This window comes from Ruegeria sp. AG1, from assembly GCF_056541705.1.
The window spans coordinates 39,100-63,149 of the sequence record NZ_JBQFYU010000001.1 but is presented as its reverse complement, the minus strand read 5'-3'; the positions used below and the strand labels follow the sequence as shown (position 1 = coordinate 63,149).

Sequence of the window (24,050 nt, the reverse complement as noted above, 5' to 3'; positions counted from 1 at the left end):
CCGCCAGTTGCACGGGCCTTTCCCAATATGTCGAAAAGGCCCGCCCGAGCCGGGCAAGACCCAGATTTTATTCGCCCAGCGCGATCCCTTCACGCCGATGGTCAGCCCCACCGCTGAGAGTTTCGCCGATCTCAATCGCATGCAGGCCCGAGGTCAGATCGCGAGGGATCACCTCGAACCCGATCTCGATCAACGCATCTGCGTAGCCTTCGGCCGCAGTGTCCACCTCTACATCATAGGTCCCGAACCGATTGACCAGATGCGGCAGCGAGATCGCCTGCTGCACATCCATATCCCAATCCGCCCACGCGATGATTGATTTGGCAACGTAGCCAATGATACGGCTGCCTCCTGGAGACCCGATGGCTAGAACCGGCGCGCCGTCCTGCATGACGATGGTCGGGCTCATGGACGAACGCGGGCGCTTGCCGGGTTCCAGACGGTTCGCGATGGGCACGCCGTCACGATGAGTGCGGAACGAAAAATCAGTCAGTTCGTTGTTCAGCAAAAACCCGTTCGTCATCAGGCGCGAGCCAAAGCCGTTTTCAATCGTCGTCGTCATCGACAAGACGTTGCCGTAACTGTCCACGATCGAGATATGCGACGTCGAAGGCAGCTCCAATGACTCGTCATCAGCCCAGTTCATCGCATGATCAAACTCGGGATTGCCCGGGGAGACCTCGGTCAGTGCGCCCTCTGCGTTGAGAAGCTCCGCGCGCTGCGCCAGATAGTCCGGGTCGACCAGCCCGGTGGTCGGCATCGGCACGAAATCACTATCGGCCATGTACCGCCCACGATCCGCAAAGGCGAGGCGTGAGGCTTCGCCGATCAGGCGCCATGCCTCCATGCTCTCAGGCCCCATCGCGGCCAGATCATAGCTGTTCAGCATACCCAGAATCTGCCCAACCGTCAGCGCCCCGGACGACGGCGGCCCCATCCCACAGACCTCATAGGCGCGGTAGGCGGCGCAAACCGGATCGCGTTCAATGACCTGATACAAGGCCAAATCGGTGCCAGATAATGCGCCGGGATTGCCCTGCGCGGTGCGGACGGTCCGCACGATATCTGATGCGATTTGCCCGCCGTAGAACCCGGCGGCACCGTCCTCGGCCAGAGCGCGCAGTGTATCCGCATAGGCCGGGTTCATCAGGCGTTGACCCTGTTGCAGTGGCTCACCTTCAGGCAGGAAATATGCGGCCGTTGCAGGGAATCGCGACAGGCGCTCGGCGTCGTTGGTGACCAAACTGGCCAGACGAGGCGAGACCAAAAACCCGTCATCCGCCAGCCGGATACCATCGGTGAACAGGCCAGGCCAAGGCGAACGCCCCCAACGGCGATGCGCCTCTTCCAGCAAGGCAGGCGTTCCGGGCGTGCCAACGGACAACCCTCCGACAACGGCATCAAAGAATTGCAAGGGCTCGCCGTTTTCATCCTGAAAGAGGGTCAGCGTCGCGTTCAATGGGGCGGTTTCACGCCCGTCCAGTGTTGTAAGCTGTCCGGTAGTGGCGTCGTACCAGACCAGAAACGCCCCACCCCCAAGGCCCGAGGATTGCGGCTCGACCAGGCCCAGAACAACCTGCACCGCGACCATGGCATCCGCTGCCGATCCACCGGCGCGCAGGATTTTTGCCCCGGCCTCAACCGCCAGAGGGTTGGCCGCAGCGACCATCCAATTCTCGGACTGTACAGGAACGCCGCTTGTTTTGGCCTCAAGCGCCGCGATCAACTCGTCGGTCAGAGCCTGCACCTGACCTTCGCTCGCGCCTTCAGGGGCCACGGAGTCCGCTGTTTCCTGGGCAAAGCCCGGGCCGGTAAGGGCCATGACAGACAGAAGTAATCCTGAAATCCGGTTGATACGCATAATATGCTCCTGAGAAAAGGTTACAGCATGGATGGGACCACCTGATCCGGAGGTCTGTGCCCATCCTCGAACGTCTTGATATTGATGATCACTTTCTCACCCATCTCGATCCGCCCCTCCAGCGTGGCCGATCCCATATGGGGCAGCAGCACCACGTTGGGCAGCTTGCGAAGGCGTGGGTTCACCTGCGTGCCGTGTTCATACACATCCAGCCCGGCACCCGCGATATCGCCGGACCGGATCAGCCGCGTCAGCGCGTTCTCGTCGATCACCTCACCCCGCGACGTGTTGACGACCACAGCCGAGGGCTTCAGCAGCTTCAATCGCCGCGCGTTCAGCAGGTGGAACGTTGAAGGGGTCGAGGGGCAATGAACCGAGATCACATCCATCCGTGCCACCATCTGATCGAGGCTTTCCCAGTAGGTGGCCTCAAGATCCTGTTCAATCTCGGGGCGCAACCGACGACGGTTGTTGTAGTGGACCTGCATCCCGAACGCGCTGGCCCGGCGCGCGACGGCCTGACCGATCCGGCCCATGCCCAGAATACCCAGACGTCGCCCTCCGATCCGGCCGCCAAGCAAAGCCGTCGGAGCCCAACCGGACCAATCGCCCTGCTGCATCAGCGCGACGCCTTCGGGGAAACGACGCGTCACCGCCAGGATCAACGCCATGGTCATGTCGGCCGTATCGTCTGTCAGAACACCCGGAGTGTTCGAGACCAGAATGCCACGCTGACGTGCGGTTGAGACGTCGATATTGTCGACCCCCGCCCCGTAATTGGCAATCAAGCGCAGTTTCTCACCAGCTTGCCCCAACAGACCACCGTCGATTGTGTCGGTCACCGTAGGCACCAGCACGTCGGCCTCTTGCATAGCGGCGACCAGTTCCTCACGGGTCATGGGGGTGTCATCGTCGCGAAGGCGAACATCAAACAGCTCACTCAGTCGCGTTTCCACTACTTCTGGCAACCGTCGCGTAACAACAACACTCAGACGTTCTCTTGGCACTTCCGCCCTCCCACTGCTTTGCAAACGCGCTTGCGTCATGGCATCGTGGCGCAGGATAAGGCGGGGCACAAGAACCCCAAAGGCATTGAGTCGACCTTTTTTCGAAAGCAGATCAACAGGCACAAGAGCAGGCAGTCAGTGAGTGGTCTTCTACCGGTGAAACGCCTTTGTTTGGCGATCCTATCCGCGTATCTTATTGCGTTCGGCTCTGCGCCGGTCGCAGCCCAAGACGTGCGCGGCCCGGTCACCAATCTGCCCCTTCCGCGCTATGTTTCGATGAAAGCTGCCGAAGGCAATGTGCGCCGTGGTCCGTCCCTGACCCACAGAATCGACTGGGTCTTCAAGCGGCGCGGCATGCCATTGCAGATCACCGCGGAATACGGCAACTGGCGCAAGGTGCAGGATCGCGACGGGGCCGGAGGCTGGGTTCACTACGCCCTGCTGTCCGGCGTGCGCACGGTGCTGATCGAATCCGAGATGCTGCCGGTTTACGCCCGCCCCGACCCGAACTCGACCGTCAACGCGCATTTCGAAACCGGAGTGGTCGCCCGTCTTGGCGCTTGCTCGCTGGACTGGTGTCGCATTTCGGCGGGTGGCTACAAGGGGTGGACGCTGAAGGCCAACCTCTGGGGCGTCGATCCGTCAGAAATCCGAGAGTAGCCCCGTTTCCTAATCGGTTCGCAAAGCAGATATTTCGTCAAGCGCGCTGATGATGTCCTCTGCGTGATCCGGATCTGCAAACAAAGTCCGAAACAGCGCCGCCAGAGGGTAGCCGGGCCAGGCTTCGTCCAACAACAAAATTGTGGCCCGCGCGCGCTCATCGTCGCCGAGCCGTTGATAGCTTGCCGCCAGATAACCGATCGAGATCGCGCTGACCGGATCACCCAGCCTGACCGCCTCGTTGAACTGATCTACCGACGCCTGATAGTCCCCCAAGTGATAGCTGGATGAAGCCAACACGCTACGATAAGGAAATCTTCCGTTGGTCGTATTAGCGTCCTGCGCCCGATTGGCGGACGCTATTGCGCGCTGAAAATCCCCGCCAAACAAAGCGAACAGAGCATCAAAGTTTGTGACGTGGATATCATCAGGGGCAAGCCGCGTTGCGCGCATGGACTGTGCAAGCGCTGCTTCGTGCTCGCGCGAGCAAAATGAAGCCAGGGCAAGGGCAGAATGGCTCCAGCCTTCATCCGGTGCCAGTTCCAACGCTTGGTAGGCGCGGTTTTTGGCGAGGGCCAAAAGCGCCTGTTTTTCAGCTCCGGGCGGGGTTGTTAAGGCAAGGATGCTGATCGCCTGCGCCGAACCGGCGTAGCCGCCGAAATACGTCTCATCCAGTGCCATGGCGCGTTCGAACATACCGCGCACGGCTTGAACCCTGTCGCGATCCAGAACCGGAAACATCAGCAGGCGCGCCTCAGTGGCCAGATTAACGGCTTGTAGCTTACTCGGGTTTGTCGAGAACAGCGCCTCTCTGACAGCTTGTTCCTGGTTGGCATTTGCAGAGATCGTGACCGGGCTTGGCAGTGACTGGGGCGTGCGAGAAAAGAGCTTCACGCCGCCCGCGACCGCCAACGCGCCCAAAACCGCCACTGAGACCCAGACCATCTTTGAGGGACGCGCTCGGTCTGACGGTATGTCTAGGTCCAAAACCTCAAACCGGGGGACATAGCCGCCCGGATCTACGTGGATGCGCAGCCTCTGATCCTTGCCGGAGTTCGAATAGAAGCTCGCCAATCGCCGACGCATGCGCCCCGCATCAACCCGCACAACAGCCATAGGGTCACCCCCGGAATCCAGCGCCCTCCCATAGACATCCTCGGCGATCGACTTGGCGCGTATATCCTCGGACTGGCCCGCCAGCAGTTTGTCGACTACGTAGCTGAGGAAAGACTGCAGCCGCTCAGCCCCATCGAATTCCGGGCTGTCCAGGACCGCCTTCAGTGCCCGCTGAATGTCTTCATCCGAGAGCGTTTTTTGGGTCGGATCTGACTTTGCACTGGCGTCTGACATCGCTTTCGTTAACCGCTGGCTGGCTTCAAGCCTTTGAAAAATAACATGTTACCCCGTAACATACGTTAAGATACCTGAATGTGTAAATGAATTTCAGACAGAATGATCAGCAAAGGAGGGGAACGGACCTCATCGCAGGGGCGCAACTGGGTTCAGACACCGTGAGGCTTATGATGACTTGCTTGTCGATACACTTTCCTGATCAGGCGAATGACATCCGGCGCCTGCGAAGCTCAGACACGGTCTTTGCGCAAATCTGCGCTGACTTTGAAAGCCTGGCTGCTCTTCTTCCCTGCGATGCAAGTGACCCAAGAAATTCTGATCTTATCGACAGCCTCCGAGGGCTTGAGGACGAAATCAAAACTTACCTTTCGTCCCATTCGACCCCACCCGAGGGCTAATCAAGACGCAAAAAGGCGATTCAAATGTTGGCCAATCTTCTCTTCTACGTCGGGCTCCTCGTGTCGTTGACCATCGGGTTCATGTATTTCCGTGATCTCGGTGACGTCAGCCAGATGGTGCTGAAGGTCAAGCGCAATAACATGATCCGCTTTATCCGGAATGAGAACACCTATCTTGCCGCCGGATTCGCTGGGCTTGCGCTGATGCTTGTCGGGCATTTTCTTGGTGGCGGTCCCGGCTGGCTGTTTTTCCTCGGCGTGCCCGCGGTGACACTGGTGATCACATTCCTGTTCGTGTTTCCATGGGTTTGGGTCCATATCGGCCTGCGCAACCAGCAAAACACCGCCCGCTACTATCCGATCTCCGAAGCGCAGCAATTCATCAACCCATCCGCCAGTGTTCTGGTGATTGAAAACAACGGCCACGCGCGGGCGCACTCCGACGCCCAGCTGATGCGCCCTCATCTGGCCGGAAACGATAAGGGGTTGGGTGGCGACGACATCGTCATGACCTATTGCGCCATGGCCAATCTGGGGCAGGCCTACAAACCCGAGATCCACGGCAAACGTCTGGATCTTGAAGTGATGGCCCAGCACGGCAACAACTTGATCCTACGCGACAACACCACCGGAGAGCCGATCCAGCAGATCTATGGCCGCTTCGACAGCGACGCCTCGAAAACAGCAGCGATGCAGCCATGGCCCACTTTTCGGATGAGCTTTCGCGGGTTTCAGAAGGCCTATCCAGATGGTGAGGTCTTTCTGAACAAGCCCTCCTCGAACCCGCTTCTCAGGTTGTTCGACACCTTTACTGAAACGGTTTTCTCCTCGGGCATCGCCAAGCAGCACCAAGAAGAAGCGCCCGTCATGGACAACATGAGCCACAGCGACAACCGTCTGCCCAACAAAACCTATGTCTGGGGCATCACGATCGGTGACGACGCAGTTTGCTGGACCGATGATTTCCTGGCTGAAAATAAAGGGCTGATCAACGCCACGGTTGGCGGGCGTGACGTCGTGGTTTCCTACGACCCAATCTATGAAAGCGTTGGCGTCTGGTACAATGACAGCGGCGCGCCCATCACCCATGTCGATTTCTTCGGACACGCGGATTGCGGCCAACTGACCCGCGTTGAAACCCTTCGATCGGGCATGTTCTGGCATGTCTGGGTCGAGTTCTTCCCCGGCACGGATATCAACCGCTCCGGCCCGCCCCACACCACACCTGACCCCCGCCAGACCCCCGCCCAAAGCGAATGAGGATTGTTGAAATGAAAACCCTATCCAGCCTGTCGGTGCTGCTCTGTCTATCGGCCACGATCTCAACCGCTCAGGACGCGCCGATCATCCATGATGCCGAGTACTACATCCTCGAAGCGCAGAATGCCGAACAATGGGCCGCGGACAATGCCGAGGTTGATCAGTTGCTCGAAGACTTCCGAAACTCGAACGACGGCAAGCCACCCAACATCATCAATATCCTGATTGACGATATCGGCTTTGGCGATCTGGGTATTCCGGAACTCAACGCAGTGCGCGGCTATTCCACGCCCCATATCAACGCCTTCTCGGACGAAGCGATGCGAATGGTGCGCATGTATACCGAACCCTCCTGCACACCCACACGGGTTGCGATGATGACCGGGCGGCTTCCAGTTCGGATGGGCATGGGCGACACCACCGTGGATATCGCCGGGTTCGGCCTGCCCGCAGACGAAGTCACCTTGGCCGAAATTCTGTCGGATGCGGGCTATGCGACGGTGCATGTGGGTAAGTGGCACATGGGCGACATCCCCGAGGCCTGGCCCCATAACCAAGGCTTCGATTGGGCGGGGTTCCCGGTTCACCAGCAGGGCCAACTGACAATCTATAACGATGATGCGATCAAGGAACAGGTCTCGGTCGGGATAGCGGATTTCGATGACCGTTTCGTACTCGACGACTTCTTTCGCCCCGACCCCGCCGCTATGGTCACCGGTCTTGAAGCTGAACGCGGTGGTCTTGCGCGCGAAGTTGACATGACCGCGGGCGAGCGCTGGACCGCCGAAAAATATGACGAAATGAACCAGCGCTATCAGGATCAGACGCTTGAAAAAATGCGCGAGCTGGCTGGCGGGGACGCGCCTTTCTTCCTGCAATATTGGCCACTCATTCCGCTGGATAACACGCGCGCAGGTCGTTCGGGGCCGCAATCGCCGAACGGAGGGCTCTATGTCGACAAGATGCAGCAGCTCGACAGCTGGCTGGGCGATATCTTCAACGAGATGGAGGCGCTTGGCCTGGCCGACAACACCATTGTCATTGTGATGGGCGACAACGGCCATTTCACCAAGTATTCGCCGCAATCAGGTTTCACCCCGATGGTTTTCGCCGGTGGCAAGGGTGATGTGTCCGAGGGCGGCATTCGGGTCGACAGCTTCATCCGCTGGCCCGGTATGATCGAGGCCGACGGCATCGTCGGAGATATCGTCCACGTCTCGGATCTCTATACCACGCTCGCGCGGTTCGCCGGGGCCGAGAGCGGTATTCCTCGGGATCGGTTGGTGGACGGGGTCGACCAATCCTCGCTGCTGCTGTTGGGCGAGACAAAAGGACGGCGCGATCATCTGATCGTCTATTCCGTCCACACACCCCGCGCGGTCATCAAGGATCAACTAAAGCTGCGCATTCCCGGAGCCGGAGAGAGCGCGATTCTAGCCGATTTCTTCGATGTTTACCGCGATACCCACGAAAAATACCCGGTGTCGACCGAGGTTGGAGCTTGGGGCGGGCAAGAGTTTGTCCGCATTCTGGGGCGTCATCTAAAACGCAAGGAAAAGTATCCAGACATCGAACCAGCCCGTGGTGTTCCCTATGAAGGCATCGAAAACCTGCGACCTGAAACCGAAGCCGCTGTCGAGGCATTCCTGCTCAAACAGTCTTCTGTTGGCAGATGATCGTATATCCGGACACTGACGCCTTGAAGCAAGGTCGTCGCGAAATTTGAAAGTAAGGAGATTCACCTATGGCAATCAGATCCACTGCCGCGATAGCGGGCGCCACGGCCCTGTCCTGTCTATTGTCGAGCGCAGCATACGCTCAGTCCCTGCCTGCACCGGGTCAGACCGAAGAGGGCTGGCGACACACTCTTGGCTTTTACCTGTTCACCCCGCTCCGCACGCATGGAACGTCAACCGTCTCGGGCGTTTCAGCCGATATCGACCTCGATCTTGGCGACGTGCTGGATGTTCTCGATTTCGCAGCGGCCGGGCGGTATGAGGCCTGGAACGGGGATTTTGGGATCATCGTTGATGCCAATTATGTAGGTATCGGAGAGGACACCACCCTCTCCGGCCCTGCTGCCACTGCGGTGGATGTAGATGTGCGCCAGAAATGGTTTGCGGTCATGGGTGCTTACCGCGTGGCGGATGGAACTTATGGTGCCAACAACCAGCGCTACACCGTCGATCTGCAAGGCGGCATTCGCTACAACTCGATCCGGCAGGAAATCAGGTTCACAACCCCGGGTCCAACCAATCCACCGACCCAAGGCGGTGATGAAGGCTGGATTGAGCCCGTCGTGGGTGCCCGGGGCATGTGGCGTCTCAACGACCGGTGGACCACCATTGCGTCGCTGGAACTTGGAGGGTTCGGGGCGGGAGGCAACGATCTCCAAGTCGGCGCAAATATCGGCTTTGACTACCAGCCGTGGGATCGCACAGCGATCACCTTTGGCTACAGATATTTCAGCGTCGACTACAGTGATTCAACGTCAACCGGCCCCTTCGCCTATGATGTCACGCAGCAAGGGCCCTATGTGGGGCTAAAGGTCTTTTTCAACTAGATCCAACCGCCTTGCCGTGCCTCGTTCTTGCCGGGCTTGATCACTCTATGCTTAGAACCAGTTTGCCGGTGGTTTCACCGGCTTCCAAACGACGGTGCGCCTCGGCGGCTTGGGCAACGGGTAGGACGGTCACCTGTGGGCGCAGAACACCCGCTTGCAACAATTCAAACACCGCTGCCATATCTGCGCTGAACTGATCTGGGTGGTTGACGAAATAGGTGTATATGTCGCTCACCCGGACCGAGATCGACTTCTGAAGGTGCTTCGCCAAATCCTCGGCAAAATTGCCTGCGGGCGGACCGGCAAGGAACCCGAACAGAACTGCCGTGCCCAAAGGCACCAGAACGTCGAGGTCTGATTTGAGGGTTTCACCCGAGATCGGGTTCAGCGTCAGATCCACGCCGCGCCCTTCGGTGAGGTCCAGCACCCGCTCGGTGACATCCTCGGTGCGATAGTCAATGACGTGATCGGCACCTTGATCCTTCGCATACCCTACCTTGTCGGTGCTGGTCGAAGCGATCACTGTCATGCCAAGATGCTTTGCGATGTGCAGGGCCATGGTGCCAACACCCCCGGCTGCCGCGTGAACCAGAACAGATTTGCCAGCTGCCGCGCCGCCCAGATTGACCAGCATATGGTAGGCGGTCATACCATTGACGGGGATTGCGGCTGCGGTTTCGAACTCGACAGTATCGGCCAACCGGGAGACATAGGGCGCAGCGATCACCGAATGGTTGCCGTATCCACCGGCACCAATCGGTCCCATCCACGCCACGCGGTCCCCGACAGAGAATCCTTCGAGCCCCTCGCCCAGCGCCTCAACCACTCCGGCCCCCTCAACCCCGGGTACATGAGGTAGCTCGGGCATCATCCCCTCGGGCATTCCACCGCGACGAATGATCGTGTCGATGAAATTGACTGCCGCGGCTTTGTTGCGGATCAGAAATTCCCCGGCATTGGGGGTTGGGGTCGCACGGTTTGTTTCGCGCAAAACATCTGGTTTGCCGGTCTGGGTGATTTCAATAGCGAAAGGCATGAGCTGTCTCCTTCTGTTGCGCAGAAGGTAGAGGTCACGCTATCGAATGATAATGGTTGATATCAGGAGAAATAATCCCAAAAATAGAATAATGATCTACAACGACCTTGCCCTGTTTACCGTCGTCGCAAACCATCTCAGCTTTTCCAAAGCTGCGGGGCGTCTGGGGATCCCGCTCAGCCGTGTCAGCCGAAGGATTGCCGAGTTGGAGGACCATCTTGGCACCAAACTGTTTGAGCGAACGACGCGGCAGGTGCGCCTAACGGAAGAAGGCCGCCGCCTTCTGGATCGATGTCAGGACCCGATCGAGGCTCTGCAAGGTATCGCAGGTTTTACCGACGACACGAGACGCCATAGCATCCGCATCACGGCACCTCCGCTGGCCGCGCGCACGACCATTGGACCTCGGTTGTTGGATTTTGCGACACAAAATCCGGATGTGGCGTTTGAGATGACCACAACCAACGTCATGCTGGACTTCTTTCGCGACAATATCGATCTGGCCTTCCGCCTCGGCCCCTTGACGGATTCCAGCCTTGTCGCGAAACGGCTTTGGTCCGTTCCCTACTGCTTTTGCGCAGGACAGGGCTTCATTCGAACGCGCGGGTTGGACAGGTCGATTTCCAGACCAGACTTTCTTGCTTTGCCCGCCCTGAATGCTGGCCAACCCTGGGCGCTGGAGAGCGGGGAAACACTGCACCCGAAGCACATCGCCCACAGTTTGACCGACCTTGATGTCATTGCGCAGGCGGCCCGTCGCAACCTGGGTGTCGCGATGCTGCCTTCAGATATGGTAAACGGCGAACTGCAACGGCTTGAGGTCACGGATGCCCAACCAATGACACGGGACATGTTCGCCGTCTATCCCGGCCGCCGCCTGTTGCCCGCGCGGGTCAGGAAGCTGATTGATTTCATGACGCCCGGCTGAACCTACCAATCAATTGCGACGCCATCGCGAAAGAACCCTCCGGTCGGGCCACCTTTCGGTAAGGTCGCTGCCCAGACAACGCCCCTGGCACCCTCGGAAATCGGACGTCCCCCGCCCCCCATATCCGTGGCAACCCAACCGGGACACAGGGCGTTGACGAGAATGCCCTGAGGTTTCAACGCGGCAGCGGTCTTGAGCGTCAGCGCGTTCAGAGCAGCTTTGGATACGCCATAGCCAGGCGTTCCGGCCGACATGCTGGTCAGCGACCCCGCCCCAGAGGACACGTTGACGATCCGGGCTTCCGTGCCTTGTTTTAGCAGTGGCACCGCCGCAATCGTGGTCTCCCACGGGCCGAAAAGGTTCGTATCAAACGCGCGACGCACCCGGTCCAAATCGGCGAGGTGGACCTGTTGGTCGGTGTCGTAGTCCACACCAGCGTTGTTCACCAAAACATCAAGGCGGCCATAGGCCGATTCAACCATCAAGAAGAAGGCGGCCGCGACAGAGTCCGGACTAGAGACATCCAGTTGCAAGGCTTCCGCCCCATATCCGATCTCATCCACAGCAGCCTGCCCTTTTGCCAAGTCGCGCGCACCCATCAGAACTTTCATCCCATGGTCTCGGGCCAATTGGCGGGAGACTTCTTTCCCAATACCGCGGTTGGCTCCGGTCACGAGTGCGATGCGCTGACTGGTCATGATCCCTCCTTCAATTCGCCTCGGCAGCGCGCTGGCCGGCAAGAGCCACAAGCCCACGGTCACCGGATTCCCAGATTGCCGTCATGGTCATGGATGTGACAACCCAACGGTCGTCTGATTTCTCAAGCTCATAGTCATAGCGGCCACCCAGCACCCACAGACCATCATCAAAACGATGGGTTGCTGTGAAATCAGCCTGTGCCGTGGCGGATGTATCGGACAGGGAGGTGATGGTGTGATTGGTCACCATATGGTGCGTAGCGTCGAAACCAGGAATAAAGGCGGACCAGCTCGCCACAAGCTCGTCGGCGGGTTGTGTGACCGGGTCTCCGCCCCAGAGGCTGGTATAATCCGTCGTGACGGTATCGGAAAACGCGCCGCGCACGCGGGTCCAGTCGTGGCGGTCAGCACCTGCCGCGATATCGGTGATTGCGGTCGAGATATCGGCTTTCTGCTCGGCAAACGCTGCGGTTCCGATCATTGAGACGGCCGCAAGGGTCGATGTGAGTTTTCTACGCATAAGAATGCTCCGAATAGTTGAGGGTGGAAGCCAAACGATTGCTCGGCGTCCTAACAGGGCTTAGTTGCTCGAACCGGCGCGAAAATGGTCAGCGACGGTATCGGCCGCGCGGGTGACATCCTCGGGGTTGTCGTAGAAGTCGAACTGCGTGACTTCCTCAAGCCACTGCGCAGTTGCATCGCCTGCGAAACCGGCAAGGAAGGTCTGAACACCCTGTGGGATCGCAGCGCTTTCCGAGTGCACAATGGCCAGTGGTTTATCCAAACGCTGCGGATTGTCGGCGGGGTGATAGGTCAACCATCCTTCCCAGCCCGCATTGTTCCACTTGTCGTCATACTCCGGGATCCCGCCCCGGTCGGCCTCATAGTAGTATCCGCCGATCGGCATCAGCACGCCCTCGGCACCCTCGGGGCCTGCGGCGGGGATGATCTGACCACCTGCGGCCTCGGCAGCGTGGGACACCTCGATCAGCCCGGCGACACCTTCTGCGCCGCCATAGACCGCTTCGACGATCTCTTCGTTCTGCAACCACGGTGCAACCAGACCCAGCCGCTGAACCAGCGGATTGCCAGAGACCGCATCGACCATGTACCCGGCCGAGGCGCAGATCCCCAGACCGTTGATGTGGTCGGCATCTACTTCGGGCAGGGTCGCAACGAATGCGATGGCCGCTTTGATGTCCGATGTCTTGGCCTCGGGGCTTTCAACGAAGCGTACGTTGTTCGGCAGATCGCCCGATTTGCCCCAACCGCGGAAATCAAAGGTGAAGGCAGCAAAGCCGCGCTCGGCCATTTCTCGGGCATAGTTTGCGGGCATCTGTTCCTGAACAGAGGTCCAGGCCCCGGTCACGACGACAGTCGGCAGAGGCTCGGCTCCGCGCTCTTCCGGCAGGTACAGCGTGCCGGACAGCATAGCGCCTTCGTTCTCGAAGGTAACGGTGCGGGTTTCGACCTGCGCAACAGCGGCTGTCGAAGCCATAAGCGCTGCGGCGGTGTTCAGAGCGAGGGTATTCATAGCGATATCTCCCAAAATCTGTCTGGATGGGCACAAGCCCGATGACACCAGAGATATGCTGCGGTCAGCAGGGATACTTGCACCGGACTGCCGCGTTTTTGAAAGATCCTGCTTTAGACGGCATTTGCTGCGCGGAACGCGCGCGGGGTCTGCCCTACCACCTGTTTGAAACTGCGCGTGAAATGCGCCTGATCCGAAAATCCACAGGCCAAAGCGATATCACCCAGAGGGCGCGTGGGGTCTTCGATCATCTTCATCGCCTGCTCGACCCGGTAGGCCATGACATATTGCATGGGGGTCGAACCCAGCGTTTCCTTGAAAACCCGCGCAAAATGCGAAGGGCTCATGCCCGCCTCAGAGGCCAGTTGATCGACCGTGATCGTCTGGTCCAAACGGTCCTGCACGTAGGCCAGCACCCGTTGATAGTGCTGAGAAGTAAAGCGCGCGGACAACTCGACCTCTTCGGTACGGCGTTTGCCGTTTTTCTGGAGCAGTTTGACGAGAAACACCCTGCTCATGGCTTCAAACATCACAGCTGAGGACATGTCATCCGTTGCCAGCGCATCGCGCAGAATGACACCTGCGGCACACAGGTCAGGATCGGAAAACTGCGGTTGGTCGTGAAACTGCTCCGGCGCCAGAAGCATACCGAGTTCCGACTGCGCAAAGTGCTGGACCTTGTCCGGATGCAAGGTGACTACGATCACATCGGACTGCCCGTACCACCGCCAGCCTGACCGCATACCTGCCGGGGTCACGATGACTTCATCTTTGCAAAAGGTGAAATCCCGCAGCGTGCCGTCCCGCCAGTTTTGCACGCGATGTCCCTTCTCCTGCAGGTTCAGAAGGACGTGGTGTTCCGAAAACACCTCTTCCGGCATCCGATCAGGTTCGGCCCGAAAATACCGCACAGACATTAAACCAGCCGCCGACGGGCGCTGCATCTCATCACTGTTCAGCAAAGGTTCTGAGGGTAGATATCAGCGTATCTTAGGGGCAATGAGCGGCTCCGGCTTGCAATGCTCGATATGTGAGGCCTGCGCGTGCAGGGTCAAACACTATGCTGGTGCTTTATGTGGTCGATGAACAGCCTCAGAGGAATCATGGATTTATACTCGCGTGGGAAATACATGAAAATACCGGGGGTTGGGCCCAAGTGGTCCTCAAGAACTGGCGTCAAAACTCCGGTATCAATCAGTGGGGCGACATAAGCTCTGAAAGTATAGGCTAACCCTAACCCTCTTTTCGCCAGATCGACGGTTGCAGGAAGGGCGTTCGCGATCAGATTGCCCTTCACATCGACTGTATATTCCTCCTCGCTTGATTGAAAGCTCCACGGGGCAATCTGGCCTGAGGATTGAAACCTGTAGCGGATACAAGTGTGCCCCAGCAGATCACGCGGCGTTTTCGGGATGCCCCGAGCCGCCAGGTAATCCGGGCTGGCGACGACGGTCACCGGAAGCGGCGGCGTCAACCGCACTGCCACCATGTCCTGCGCCACACGATCCCCAAGACGAAATCCAGCGTGCAGCTCTTCGCCGAGTATGTCTGACAGCGCATCGGTTAAAGACAATTCCAGTTCGATCTCAGGATACGCGGCGCAAAAACTCTTGAGGATCGGACCCACGTAAAGGTGGTAGGCAAACTCCGGCATCGCCAGTTTCAAAGTGCCCTGCGCGGCGTGACCGGTGCTGCGCGCGCTTTCGACCGCCTCGGAGAGTTGATCAAAGGCAGGCCCCGCGCCGCGGATCAGGGCGCGCCCGGCCTCGGTCAGGCTGATTGAGCGCGTTGTCCGAATGAAGAGCGCAGTGCCCAGCTGGTCTTCCAACGCTTTCAATTGATGGCTAACGGTCGATGGCTTGATACCCAGCGCCTCGGCCGCAGCACGCAGCGATCCGTGGCGCGCGATGGCGGTAAAGATTTCAAGCGTGGCAAGTGGCAGGCGCATAGAGTTCCCGAACAAACTTACTATTCGATATCATACATGAAAGAAGTGCCAACAGGGTGAATTATCACGCCCTATCGGGATTATTATCTTCGTGTCATCGTATTCAGGAGGACACAAGATGAACACTCTGACCAAAGTTGCTGCCCTCACCGCTGCTCTGATCACAGGAGAGACCGCCATGGCCGCATCCCCCGAAGACAATATTAAAGTCGTACAAGACTTCTTCGCCGCCTATGGTGCCAGTGATCTGGACGGTATCGCAGCCGTGATGGACGAGAACGTCAAATGGCACGTTCCGGGCCGCCACCCCTTGTCGGGAACCAAGACCGGTCGGGACGAAGTTCTGGCCTTTTTCGAACAACTGGGCACCGCTGGTTTTCAGGCAGAACCCATCTATTTCGGGGCCGACGAGACCCATGTGGTTGATATCCACCGTGGCTGGTCGAACGCCGATGGCAAACCAAATGTCGATACGACCTGGGCGCTCGTCTATCGGATCGAGAATGGCAAGATCGTCGAGGCAACCAACCTGTCCGCCGATCAGGACGCGGCAAACACGTTTTTCTGGTCCCAATACTCGTTGGCTCCGGTCCCTGAGCGACTGGCCAAGTAAACCATCAACAGGTGATTCAAGTGACCAATTACCCCGAAATCCGCGGTTTCATCGCCGACTGGTTTGCCCGGTTCGACAGGCTGGATCCGATCGACGCGTTCCTGCCTGACCTCCACCCAGATGTGGACTGGGACATGCCTGGCGTCGATGCCACTCTCAGCGGGCATGATCGCGTGCGGGCTTGGTATCGTGGCCTGCTTGAAACCTTGCAACGTCCAACCGAGCATCACGTTAGCAAGATCGAGATCACACCCGGCGCAGCCCAGTTCGAAGTTCTGTTTCGCGCCACGACCGTCGCGGGAGAGCACATTGAAGCCTGCGTTCAGGAAGACTGGCGCTTTGAAACCCGACCCGATGGCCGCCCGCTGATCACCCATTATTCCGCAACATTCCTGCAAGAGGCAGATACATGAAAACCCTCGTCCTCACCGCCCATCCGGACCTGAGCAAATCGCGCATCAACCGCGCCTGGTTTGACGCACTTTCAGAAGCCGCCGACGTGACAACCCGCGATCTGACCGCCATTGGCGGCAGTGAGATGCGCTTTGACATCAAAGCCGAACAGACCCTCTTGCTGGCCCATGACCGGATCGTGTTCCAGTTTCCATTCTACTGGTATTCCGCACCTCCGGTCATGAAAGCCTGGATGGATCAGGTGCTGAACTATGGTTTCGCCTACGGGCCGGGCGGTGACCAACTGAAAGGGTTTGAGTTCCTCATCCTTGTCTCGACCGGAGGTCCCGAGCACAGCTATCACGCGGGCGGATACAACAACTTTACAATGGCCGAGTTTCTGAAACCGTTCCAACAGACGGCGAACCTGGCCGGAATGACGTATCTAAGGCCTTTCGTGGCCCATGGCATGGCGTTGGCAACTCGAGAGCAGATTGAAGAGAACGTGCCCCATATGCTGGCCTATTTGAGCGATCCCGAATTGGACCCCAAGGTGAGACAGGCCCGTTTGCTCAAACAATTGGAAGACAACCCCTCACTGGCAGCGGCGGTAAGCTGAGGTCGACCGATCCTGCGCTGGACAGAAAACACAGGTTTTTCAGCCAGCGCGGGTTCTCCGATGCCCAATGAAAGGTAGACTATCAGCGCGGAACAAGAGTGTGAGACAACGATGGCCGAGACTGATCACCTGAACCACTGGTTGATTTCTGATGGTCGCATGTTGGGCGACGAGAGGCTTATCGTCAAAGGCTATTGCGAAGGATTGACCGCGCTTGGCGTCCCCCTCGCCCGCGCAAGGATCGCGCAGAATTATTCGAACCCTTTGCTCAGCGCTTGGGGGATCATCTGGACACCCGAGGAAACCCGCCGCTATACCGTACCGACCACGGTTTTATCCACCAGCGCGTGGCACGGCAGCCCGTTCGAATATGTCGTCACCCAACGGCGCCCACTACGCAAACGCCTGACCGATCCGGACGTTCTGGCAGAGCATCCGGTCTATGCCGAGCTGGCCGAAGCAGGCGCCACCGATTTTCTGGCCATCCCGCTGGAGCACGGCAACGGCTCGGTTCAGGGCACCAGCTTTACTTCAAACGCAGATACTGGGTTTTCGGACGCGCATATCCGCTACATCGAAGACACGCGATACGCACTTGCCGCGGCTTTGGAACCCATTGCGATGCGCCAGTCGCAAAAGAGCCTTCTTCGGACCTATCTGGGGCACGGCCCCGCCGAAGAAATTGACCAGGGGCACATAAAGCGCGGAGAACACAGAACAGTTTCTGCCGCAATCCTGTTTGCGGACCTGCGGGGCTTTACCCAAAAGGCCTCAACCTGGTCCGAGGGCGATTTGCTTGCCATGATGGGTAAGTATTTCGAGATGGTTGTGTCGCCCATCCAGGAAGAGGGCGGTGACGTTCTCAAATTCATGGGGGACGGCATACTAGCCGTTTTCAACATTGATGATGACGCAGAAGCCTCGTGCCGATCTGCGGTGCGGGCGGCAGAACACGCCCTGACCAACCTGCGCGACTACAACGAGACAGCCCCCGAAAAGGGAAACGAGCCCATCGAGTTCGTCGTCGGCATTGATTTCGGTCGCGTCACCTTTGGCAATATCGGCAGCCCTGATCGCTTGGATTTTACGGTCGTTGGTCAGGCTGTGAACGTGGCCAGTCGCGTTCAGGAACTGTGCAAGAAACTGGACGAAAAGATACTGGTGACTCGGAGCGTCGCAGAGCACATGAATGGTAGCAAACAGTCAGCTGGCTATCATTCTATCCGCGGCTTGCCGAAGAATATCGAGGCTTTTACTATCGGAACATGACGCATTAGAAGCCAACTATTCGCCTAGCGCGGTTGTTTTTGTGGAACTTATCGCGAGAATTCATCTTTTACATAAAGCAGATAGGTGCGCCTGTACATGTACACCGGTCGGAGGAAACTGATAGGCGCGCTGATAGAACACATCCCCGTGGATTTAGAAAAAAATACAGATGATTGATTCTGAGTGTGGGGTCCGGTCTGAAACCGAGTCTTTGCGATTTCCAACCTCTTGAATATTATACTCTTCTTAAAAGCCGTCGGCATCGAACCTCAATGCTATCCGGGTAAGATGCGAGTCTTGTGAGTGTCAAAGACGAAAAATAGGCTGTAGGAGGTGGCCAGAAACAACATAGAATTTTCGGCTTTGTGTTAGAGGTTTAGCAACTAGGACGCCGTATATACTAGAAGACCACCGGCATCTGGAGAAGGACAAATCCCACTTCATTGATGCGTTTCTGGAGATCGCTTTTCCTAATCTGCAACACATGTGCTGAACTGCTCAGTACCTTAAAAACAAACCAAAAACTGATCAAGAGTATTGACGCTCACACTTTTTCGAATTCTCTGGTGGCAACCCGATGGAGTTGGATCGCGCGGCAACAGTTTGAGCTTATTCAACTGTTTCAACTCAGCGTATGGAAACCCCGGACAAATTGGCCGCCGCCGATCCGATACTTCAAGCGAATCGCTGTAACCGTATTGATCTGAAAACGCAGCTGATCACGAGGCGGTCGTTGACTCGTGGATGAAGCAAACCGGCTCAGGAAGTGAAGGGCTAGTGTTCAAACCCAACGCATTCGCCCTGTTGGCGACAAAGGTCTAATCCAACCCGCAATGAAGGTACGGGGACGAGACTATCTTCGGGCAATTTATGGCCCGACCATGACATGCCCGATAGCATCGAACGCATCCGCCAACGCGGACTAGTGCGCAAAATTTTCACTTCCCGAACGGGAATTTATAAGCGGCTTTGCAGGGCTGTATAGATTTGTCGAAGGACTTCCTCTTTCCAAGGTGCATGAGTGGGCATGGGCAGTGCTTGCGCTGGAAAACTAAACTGGCGCCCCAAGACTATAGAATAGATAAGTACCTTACTGGGACAGAAACGCATTCGTTGCTACAATCAACCTGCCAGGGCAGAAGGTGAATTAAGATCTCGAAATGTTTTCGCAAAACCTTATCCGGATAGGGTGTGAATTCAGGCTGTCGTCAACGCATAGGTGTCAGCGTGACATTCAATTTTCATTTTTATATGATGTCCGAAAGAAGCCCAAAACGGACCTAGTCCAACCGCCCCTTATCGTTCAATTCGAAGCTATTATCGAGAAGGCTCAGCTCCGGTCTGAAAAAGCGTGCAAGCGAGAAAAACCTGCGGTCTGGATCAGTTGGAAGCCAGTTGCTCTCCTTGCCTTCTGGAGCGGTTGGGCCGAAGTAGATACGACTGACCCGTCATCGTTCACTTCAACATCAGGCATGGCGGAATCTATGGTGCTGGGATTTATGTCCCGGAGAAAAGACGCGGTGACCAGATCGTAGGCGGTTATCGACCAGAAATCCCGAACGGGAACATTGGCAGGCACAGTCAACTTGTAGCTTCTGCCGCCGTCCAGCTATTTCTGGTCCGGCGTTTCGGCAAGATCTAGATAGTACGTTGAAGTTCCGTAGTTTTTTATGCTGTTGATGATCGCGGAGTACAGTGCGCCGCGGGCATGGCAGTCATAGTAGGATGGGTACTCACAACTCCAATCAGTCTAACGCCACCCGTTCGGGACCAGCGCGGACCAACGTTTCCCTTCAAATACAAAGGGATTCAGCGCACGATGATACTGATCGATCATGTACTCTAACGCCTCTGATCCTGCGGCGTCGTAGATGGCTTGCGTATCCGCACTAGGTTCAAAGGGTTAATTTCGTTTGATACCAATCCGCGCGAGCGCGTCCATCATTGTAATGTCACGGTCAAGCACAACTTCTTCACCGATTATCTCATGGATATGGCCTTATATGCCGCCCTACGTGGCACGCGTCATTTCCAAGTTCACCCCATGAACGTCGACTTATTGGGTTGATACCTCACCGCCTGATTTAGACAACGGGTAAACCTTGATCTTTTTGGTGAGCGCCGTGGCTTTCATAAGGTTTTCTTCGGTGCCGCCGCCGGCAAGGATCGGACGAAGCACGGCAAAGCTAAAGTTTGTGTCCTGTTCATAGACCAGAGCGTTCGGAAGCAGAGGGCCGTTGTACCCCTGCTGCACCAGCAAATACATTGCTCCTGAACCGCGGTCCCGAACGTTGGAACCGACGTCGTCCAGAGGGCGTTGCCACGCTTCCACAATTGTGCCGAAGATTCCGATACCCTCTTCGGATGCAGGCATTTCAAAAACGATCGTGCCGTCTTCGATAGTCCAATGGCTGTGGAAGTAGGGCGTCGTGTTATTCGGTGTTGCAGTCTGGAAACGCCAATCCTAGGCTTCTGAATTATACCCAATGTCATTGGGACCAACCCCTGCATTGGCAAGTGCATCACGATAAAGCTTGAAATTCATCAGTGGCATTGCCCAAACGGCTGCGTCGATAGCTCGATGATAGGTCATCCGCTCGGCAGCGGTTGCATTCGCCAGATCGAACTCACTTGATTGGGCGGTTGTCGCAGCGGCTAGGCTGAAAGCAAGTGCCTTCGCAATTGCGATGTCTTTCTAGCGCATCATGGAGGAGATCTTTCCAAAAGTGTCCACATCTGATGAAGCCAGTTTCCCATTTTGGTCGATCTTAGAAGGGCTGCAAAAATGAGTTTTCTATTCTCGCATTGCAGTAAAGTCGGCTCATTGGAGTGATCGCCATTTTCTACTACGAGGCGCGCCTAGCACAGCTGTTGCCAGCACTTAAACATGCAAAAATAAACATAAGTCTAGATTTGATGGGTCCTCCTATGCTCTCCTCAAACGCTATAGGAGTAGGGGACTTCAAATGAAACGACTGCGCAGATTTAGACTGGTCTGGTTATTACTTTGGTGCGTTGCGGTGTCGTCGAATGGATTTCCTGTTGTCGCTCAAGTCACTGAACCTGAGCAGGAAGTTGTTGTGCTGGAAAACAACAACTTGTTGGAAGAGGTGGTTGAAAAAACAATCCCTGCAGATGACTTGGAAATCCTACTCGTCCCGTTAACGGCTGAAGAGTTATCTGACGTCGCAGGTAGTTGGCAGGGTTACGTGCGATCGCAACTCGAAGACGTCGCACAAATCAACCTGCAGCTTCGGTCAGCAAACGGAGAGCAAGAGGCCAGCTTACGGTCCCAATTGTCTTCCTTAAGTGCATCTGGATCAGATTTTCTGAACAACTACCGACTGGTGCTTGAAGCCTGGACTTTGAAAGGAGCAAAGGCGGAAGAGCTCGAGCCTCATACCGACTATATTCTCGCATTGAAAGCAGGCGCTCTTAAGACGACCGATCTTCAAACGCTTTTTCAGAACGCCTGGACTTGGCTGTTTTCCTGGGATGGCGGCGTTGGCGTGCTGATGGCCGCCCTGGGCGTTTTGTTGGCTGTCTGGGCCATGATGTTTATCGCAAGAATGGTGAGACGGATCACCGAACGCGGCCTCGGCAAAATTCCGACGATTTCCAGGATGCTCAAGCGCTTCATAGCCACAACGGTTTACTGGGTTGTCTTTGTGCTTGGCATACTCGTCGTCTTAGCTCTTTTCGGAGTCAACGTCACGCCGCTGTTTGCGGTGCTTGGCGGTTTGTCGTTTATTCTCGGCTTCGCTTTGCAGGAAACTTTGGGCAACCTTGCAAGCGGTCTGATGATCATGGTTCTAAAGCCGTTCGATACAGGCGACTATATTCAGGTCGGGGGTTCATCAGGTTTCGTGGACGAGATGTCAGTTGTTTCGACCAAGATCAGAACGTTCGATAACCAGATCATAGTGGTGCCAAACAGCAAGATTTGGGGGGATGTGATCACCAATGTGAGCGCATCTGAAGAACGTCGAGTCGATCTGGTTTTTGGCATCGCCTATTCGGACAACGCAGCCGAGGCAATTGACGTTCTGAAAGACTTGGTAGCCCAACATGCGCTGTGTCTAAAGACACCGGAGCCAGAAGTTTTTGTGGGCGAGTTGGGTGACAACTCTGTCAATATCTTTTGCCGACCGTGGTCCAAATCAGACGATTATTGGACAGTCTATTGGGACCTAACAGGGCAAGCAAAGGAGCGGTTTGACGAAGAAGGTATTTCGATCCCGTTCCCACAAAGGGATGTTCACTTGATACCTGTGGAAGGAGCAAACTCATGAGAGCTTTTTCAGTTTGGTTCGTATCATTTCTTCTCTTGTGCAATGTCGCGTTTGCCCAGTCCGAGGAGATCCTCGTTGCACCCGAAGAAAGAGACGATCCCGAGTTCATAGCGCCTGTTGTTGTCGACGGCTCGGAGTTGTTCATGGTTCGAGGATCGAGCGCGTTGCCTGCCATTGAAAGGGCGGCAAAAATCGAAGAGCGAATTGCTCAGGTCGCCGATGCGTCTCAACGCGACACGGTCCAGATGCAGATTTCGGATGCCGAGTTTGGAAAATTAATCCGCGCGGATGGACAAATGGTTACGATCACCACGCAAGCGGATGCTGAACACGAACAAATGGCAATTGAGGTTCTTGCGGGGCTTCAATCCGAAGCGATCGAGGCGGCAATCCTCCAATACCGAGAAGGTCGGTCCAATGAGGGTAGAGTGGGCAGTGCCATGGCGGCATTTGCTTGGACGTTAATCTTTGCTTTGGCTTCGTATGGGTTTTTTGCAAAACGTAAAAAGCTATTGAAATACATAAGAAAAATCTTGGAGAAGAGGGCAGAAGGCGTCGAGCAAGCCACCAAGTCTATCTTAAGGAGCCGGGCTATCGCGTCGATCATCGTCTATTCAATTCACATCTTGATGTGGGTCCTTTTTCTGTTCTTCTTCTACTACTATCTTTCTCTGGTCCTGCTTTCTTTCGCCGAAACACAGGGCATTGCTCAAATCCTTTTGAAGTACGTCAGTGAGCCGCTTATCAGCGTTGTCTTGGCAATTATGAGCTACATTCCAAACCTGATCATGCTCGCCATCATCGCCGCTGTCACAAGAATGGCCATTCGTGGCATCGATCTATTCTTTGAAAACCTCGAGAATGGTGCTTTCAAGATCAAGGACTTTGAAGACCATTGGATTGCGCCTACGAAAATGCTGGTCAGGGCATTGATCATCGTGATCGCGCTCGTATTCGCTTACCCTTACATTCCAGGGTCTGATTCACGAGCTTTTCAGGGTCTGACCATTCTCGCAGGTATCATGGTTTCGCTCGGGTCAAACACGGTTGTTTCAAATATGATGGCGGGCCTGTTTGTTATCTACAGACGCAGTACCAACATTGGCGATCGCATTCAGGTCGGCGACAAGATAGGGGATGTCACCGAAATCAAGCTGATGGAAACACTCATCAAGTCGATAAAAAACGAGATGATTAGTATTCCAAACTCGCAATTGTTAAATTCCGAGGTTGTGAATTACTCGCGCAAAGTGGATGGGCGAGGACTGCTGGTTCACACCTCAGTCGGGATCGGATACGAGGAGCCTCCGAAGAAAATCAAAGCTATGCTTGTGGAGGCAGCGCTTCGAACTCAAGGCTTGAAAAAGTCGCCGGAGCCCTTTGTCCTTTGGACGCAACTGGCTGACTACGCGATCAATTATGAGATCAATGCTTATACGTCGCGTGGATCGAGCTTACCCAAAATCTTGTCCGATCTTCGCGAGAACATAGTCGAAGTGTTCAATGAAAACGGAACACAGATCATGACACCGTCATACATAGCAGATCCGCCTGAACCCAAAGTTTCCACAGAAGAATGGAACGGCAGGCTTGCTCATGAAGTTGAATAGAGTTTTGA

20 protein-coding genes and 3 pseudogenes are annotated in these 24,050 nt (G+C 56.3%); 12 read left to right on the top strand and 11 right to left on the bottom strand.

Annotated elements, in window-relative coordinates:
* Positions 1 to 67 precede the first annotated feature (67 nt).
* On the bottom strand, positions 68 to 1,861 hold the full coding sequence (gene ggt / locus ACR0B5_RS00270) for a gamma-glutamyltransferase (RefSeq protein ID WP_480537617.1): 1,794 nt from the start codon (positions 1,859 to 1,861) through the stop codon (positions 68 to 70).
* 20 nt (positions 1,862 to 1,881) lie between these two features.
* Positions 1,882 to 2,868: a 2-hydroxyacid dehydrogenase gene (locus tag ACR0B5_RS00265; protein WP_480537615.1), complete on the bottom strand. Its 987-nt coding sequence runs from the start codon at positions 2,866 to 2,868 to the stop codon at positions 1,882 to 1,884.
* A gap of 171 nt (positions 2,869 to 3,039) precedes the next feature.
* On the opposite strand from ACR0B5_RS00265, the gene ACR0B5_RS00260 reads away from it, so the two are divergent.
* Positions 3,040 to 3,528 carry an SH3 domain-containing protein gene (locus tag ACR0B5_RS00260; RefSeq protein ID WP_425085188.1) on the top strand — a complete coding sequence of 163 codons (489 nt, stop codon included), beginning with the start codon at positions 3,040 to 3,042 and terminating at the stop codon, positions 3,526 to 3,528.
* 9 nt (positions 3,529 to 3,537) lie between these two features.
* Here ACR0B5_RS00260 and ACR0B5_RS00255 read toward each other — a convergent pair whose 3' ends face one another.
* Positions 3,538 to 4,878: a tetratricopeptide repeat protein gene (locus ACR0B5_RS00255; protein ID WP_480537613.1), complete on the bottom strand. Its 1,341-nt coding sequence runs from the start codon at positions 4,876 to 4,878 to the stop codon at positions 3,538 to 3,540.
* A gap of 425 nt (positions 4,879 to 5,303) precedes the next feature.
* On the opposite strand from ACR0B5_RS00255, the gene ACR0B5_RS00250 reads away from it, so the two are divergent.
* The 3 genes from ACR0B5_RS00250 (at position 5,304) to ACR0B5_RS00240 (ending at position 9,102) form a co-directional block, all read left to right on the top strand.
* Positions 5,304 to 6,539 (top strand): DUF3179 domain-containing (seleno)protein, encoded by a 1,236-nt coding sequence (locus tag ACR0B5_RS00250; RefSeq protein ID WP_480537611.1) that lies wholly within the window; start codon positions 5,304 to 5,306, stop codon positions 6,537 to 6,539.
* Positions 6,540 to 6,550: 11 nt separating this feature from the next.
* Positions 6,551 to 8,215, top strand: a complete 1,665-nt coding sequence (locus ACR0B5_RS00245; protein ID WP_480537609.1) for a sulfatase-like hydrolase/transferase — start codon at positions 6,551 to 6,553, stop codon at positions 8,213 to 8,215.
* 68 nt (positions 8,216 to 8,283) lie between these two features.
* Positions 8,284 to 9,102, top strand: coding sequence for a hypothetical protein (locus ACR0B5_RS00240; protein WP_480537607.1), 819 nt, complete (start codon positions 8,284 to 8,286; stop codon positions 9,100 to 9,102).
* A 40-nt stretch (positions 9,103 to 9,142) separates the two neighbouring features.
* Here ACR0B5_RS00240 and ACR0B5_RS00235 read toward each other — a convergent pair whose 3' ends face one another.
* Positions 9,143 to 10,138: a quinone oxidoreductase family protein gene (locus ACR0B5_RS00235; RefSeq protein WP_480537605.1), complete on the bottom strand. Its 996-nt coding sequence runs from the start codon at positions 10,136 to 10,138 to the stop codon at positions 9,143 to 9,145.
* 91 nt (positions 10,139 to 10,229) lie between these two features.
* Between ACR0B5_RS00235 and ACR0B5_RS00230 the strand changes: the two genes are divergently transcribed.
* Positions 10,230 to 11,066 carry a LysR family transcriptional regulator gene (locus tag ACR0B5_RS00230; RefSeq protein WP_480537603.1) on the top strand — a complete coding sequence of 279 codons (837 nt, stop codon included), beginning with the start codon at positions 10,230 to 10,232 and terminating at the stop codon, positions 11,064 to 11,066.
* Positions 11,067 to 11,068: 2 nt separating this feature from the next.
* On the opposite strand, the gene ACR0B5_RS00225 is transcribed toward ACR0B5_RS00230, so the two are convergent.
* From ACR0B5_RS00225 to ACR0B5_RS00205, 5 genes are all read right to left on the bottom strand, one after another.
* Positions 11,069 to 11,764, bottom strand: a complete 696-nt coding sequence (locus ACR0B5_RS00225; protein ID WP_480537601.1) for an SDR family oxidoreductase — start codon at positions 11,762 to 11,764, stop codon at positions 11,069 to 11,071.
* Positions 11,765 to 11,774: 10 nt separating this feature from the next.
* On the bottom strand, positions 11,775 to 12,284 hold the full coding sequence (locus tag ACR0B5_RS00220) for a nuclear transport factor 2 family protein (RefSeq protein WP_480537599.1): 510 nt from the start codon (positions 12,282 to 12,284) through the stop codon (positions 11,775 to 11,777).
* Positions 12,285 to 12,344: 60 nt separating this feature from the next.
* Positions 12,345 to 13,298 carry an alpha/beta hydrolase gene (locus tag ACR0B5_RS00215; protein ID WP_480537597.1) on the bottom strand — a complete coding sequence of 318 codons (954 nt, stop codon included), beginning with the start codon at positions 13,296 to 13,298 and terminating at the stop codon, positions 12,345 to 12,347.
* Between the two features lie 113 nt (positions 13,299 to 13,411).
* A complete protein-coding gene (locus ACR0B5_RS00210; RefSeq protein ID WP_480537595.1) occupies positions 13,412 to 14,242 on the bottom strand; it encodes a helix-turn-helix domain-containing protein in 831 nt (276 codons plus the stop codon).
* Between the two features lie 107 nt (positions 14,243 to 14,349).
* Complete coding sequence (locus tag ACR0B5_RS00205; RefSeq protein ID WP_480537593.1) at positions 14,350 to 15,246, bottom strand: LysR family transcriptional regulator; 897 nt, start codon at positions 15,244 to 15,246, stop codon at positions 14,350 to 14,352.
* Positions 15,247 to 15,364: 118 nt separating this feature from the next.
* Here ACR0B5_RS00205 and ACR0B5_RS00200 point away from each other — a divergent pair, with 118 nt between their 5' ends.
* The 5 genes and pseudogenes from ACR0B5_RS00200 to ACR0B5_RS00180 all read left to right on the top strand — a co-directional run bounded on the left by ACR0B5_RS00200 (position 15,365) and on the right by ACR0B5_RS00180 (position 19,195).
* Positions 15,365 to 15,859, top strand: a complete 495-nt coding sequence (locus ACR0B5_RS00200; RefSeq protein ID WP_480537591.1) for a nuclear transport factor 2 family protein — start codon at positions 15,365 to 15,367, stop codon at positions 15,857 to 15,859.
* 20 nt (positions 15,860 to 15,879) lie between these two features.
* Positions 15,880 to 16,272, top strand: a complete 393-nt coding sequence (locus ACR0B5_RS00195; RefSeq protein WP_480537589.1) for a nuclear transport factor 2 family protein — start codon at positions 15,880 to 15,882, stop codon at positions 16,270 to 16,272.
* Entirely contained in the window at positions 16,269 to 16,871 is a 603-nt protein-coding gene (locus ACR0B5_RS00190) for an NAD(P)H-dependent oxidoreductase (protein WP_480537587.1), read from the top strand. Before ACR0B5_RS00195 ends, ACR0B5_RS00190 begins: the two co-directional genes overlap by 4 nt.
* Before the next feature lie 111 nt (positions 16,872 to 16,982).
* Positions 16,983 to 18,140: an adenylate/guanylate cyclase domain-containing protein gene (locus ACR0B5_RS00185; RefSeq protein WP_480537585.1), complete on the top strand. Its 1,158-nt coding sequence runs from the start codon at positions 16,983 to 16,985 to the stop codon at positions 18,138 to 18,140.
* Between the two features lie 794 nt (positions 18,141 to 18,934).
* Positions 18,935 to 19,195: pseudogene (locus ACR0B5_RS00180) on the top strand (hypothetical protein).
* 225 nt (positions 19,196 to 19,420) lie between these two features.
* On the opposite strand, the pseudogene ACR0B5_RS00175 reads toward ACR0B5_RS00180, so the two are convergent.
* Positions 19,421 to 19,749, bottom strand: a pseudogene (locus ACR0B5_RS00175) (DUF1214 domain-containing protein).
* A gap of 447 nt (positions 19,750 to 20,196) precedes the next feature.
* Positions 20,197 to 20,580 (bottom strand): annotated as a pseudogene (locus ACR0B5_RS00170) (DUF1254 domain-containing protein); the annotation flags it as partial.
* Positions 20,581 to 21,106: 526 nt separating this feature from the next.
* On the opposite strand from ACR0B5_RS00170, the gene ACR0B5_RS00165 reads away from it, so the two are divergent.
* A complete protein-coding gene (locus ACR0B5_RS00165; protein WP_480537583.1) occupies positions 21,107 to 22,432 on the top strand; it encodes a mechanosensitive ion channel family protein in 1,326 nt (441 codons plus the stop codon).
* Entirely contained in the window at positions 22,429 to 24,042 is a 1,614-nt protein-coding gene (locus tag ACR0B5_RS00160; protein ID WP_480537581.1) for a mechanosensitive ion channel family protein, read from the top strand. The genes ACR0B5_RS00165 and ACR0B5_RS00160 overlap by 4 nt, the downstream gene beginning before the upstream one ends.
* Positions 24,043 to 24,050 lie beyond the last annotated feature (8 nt).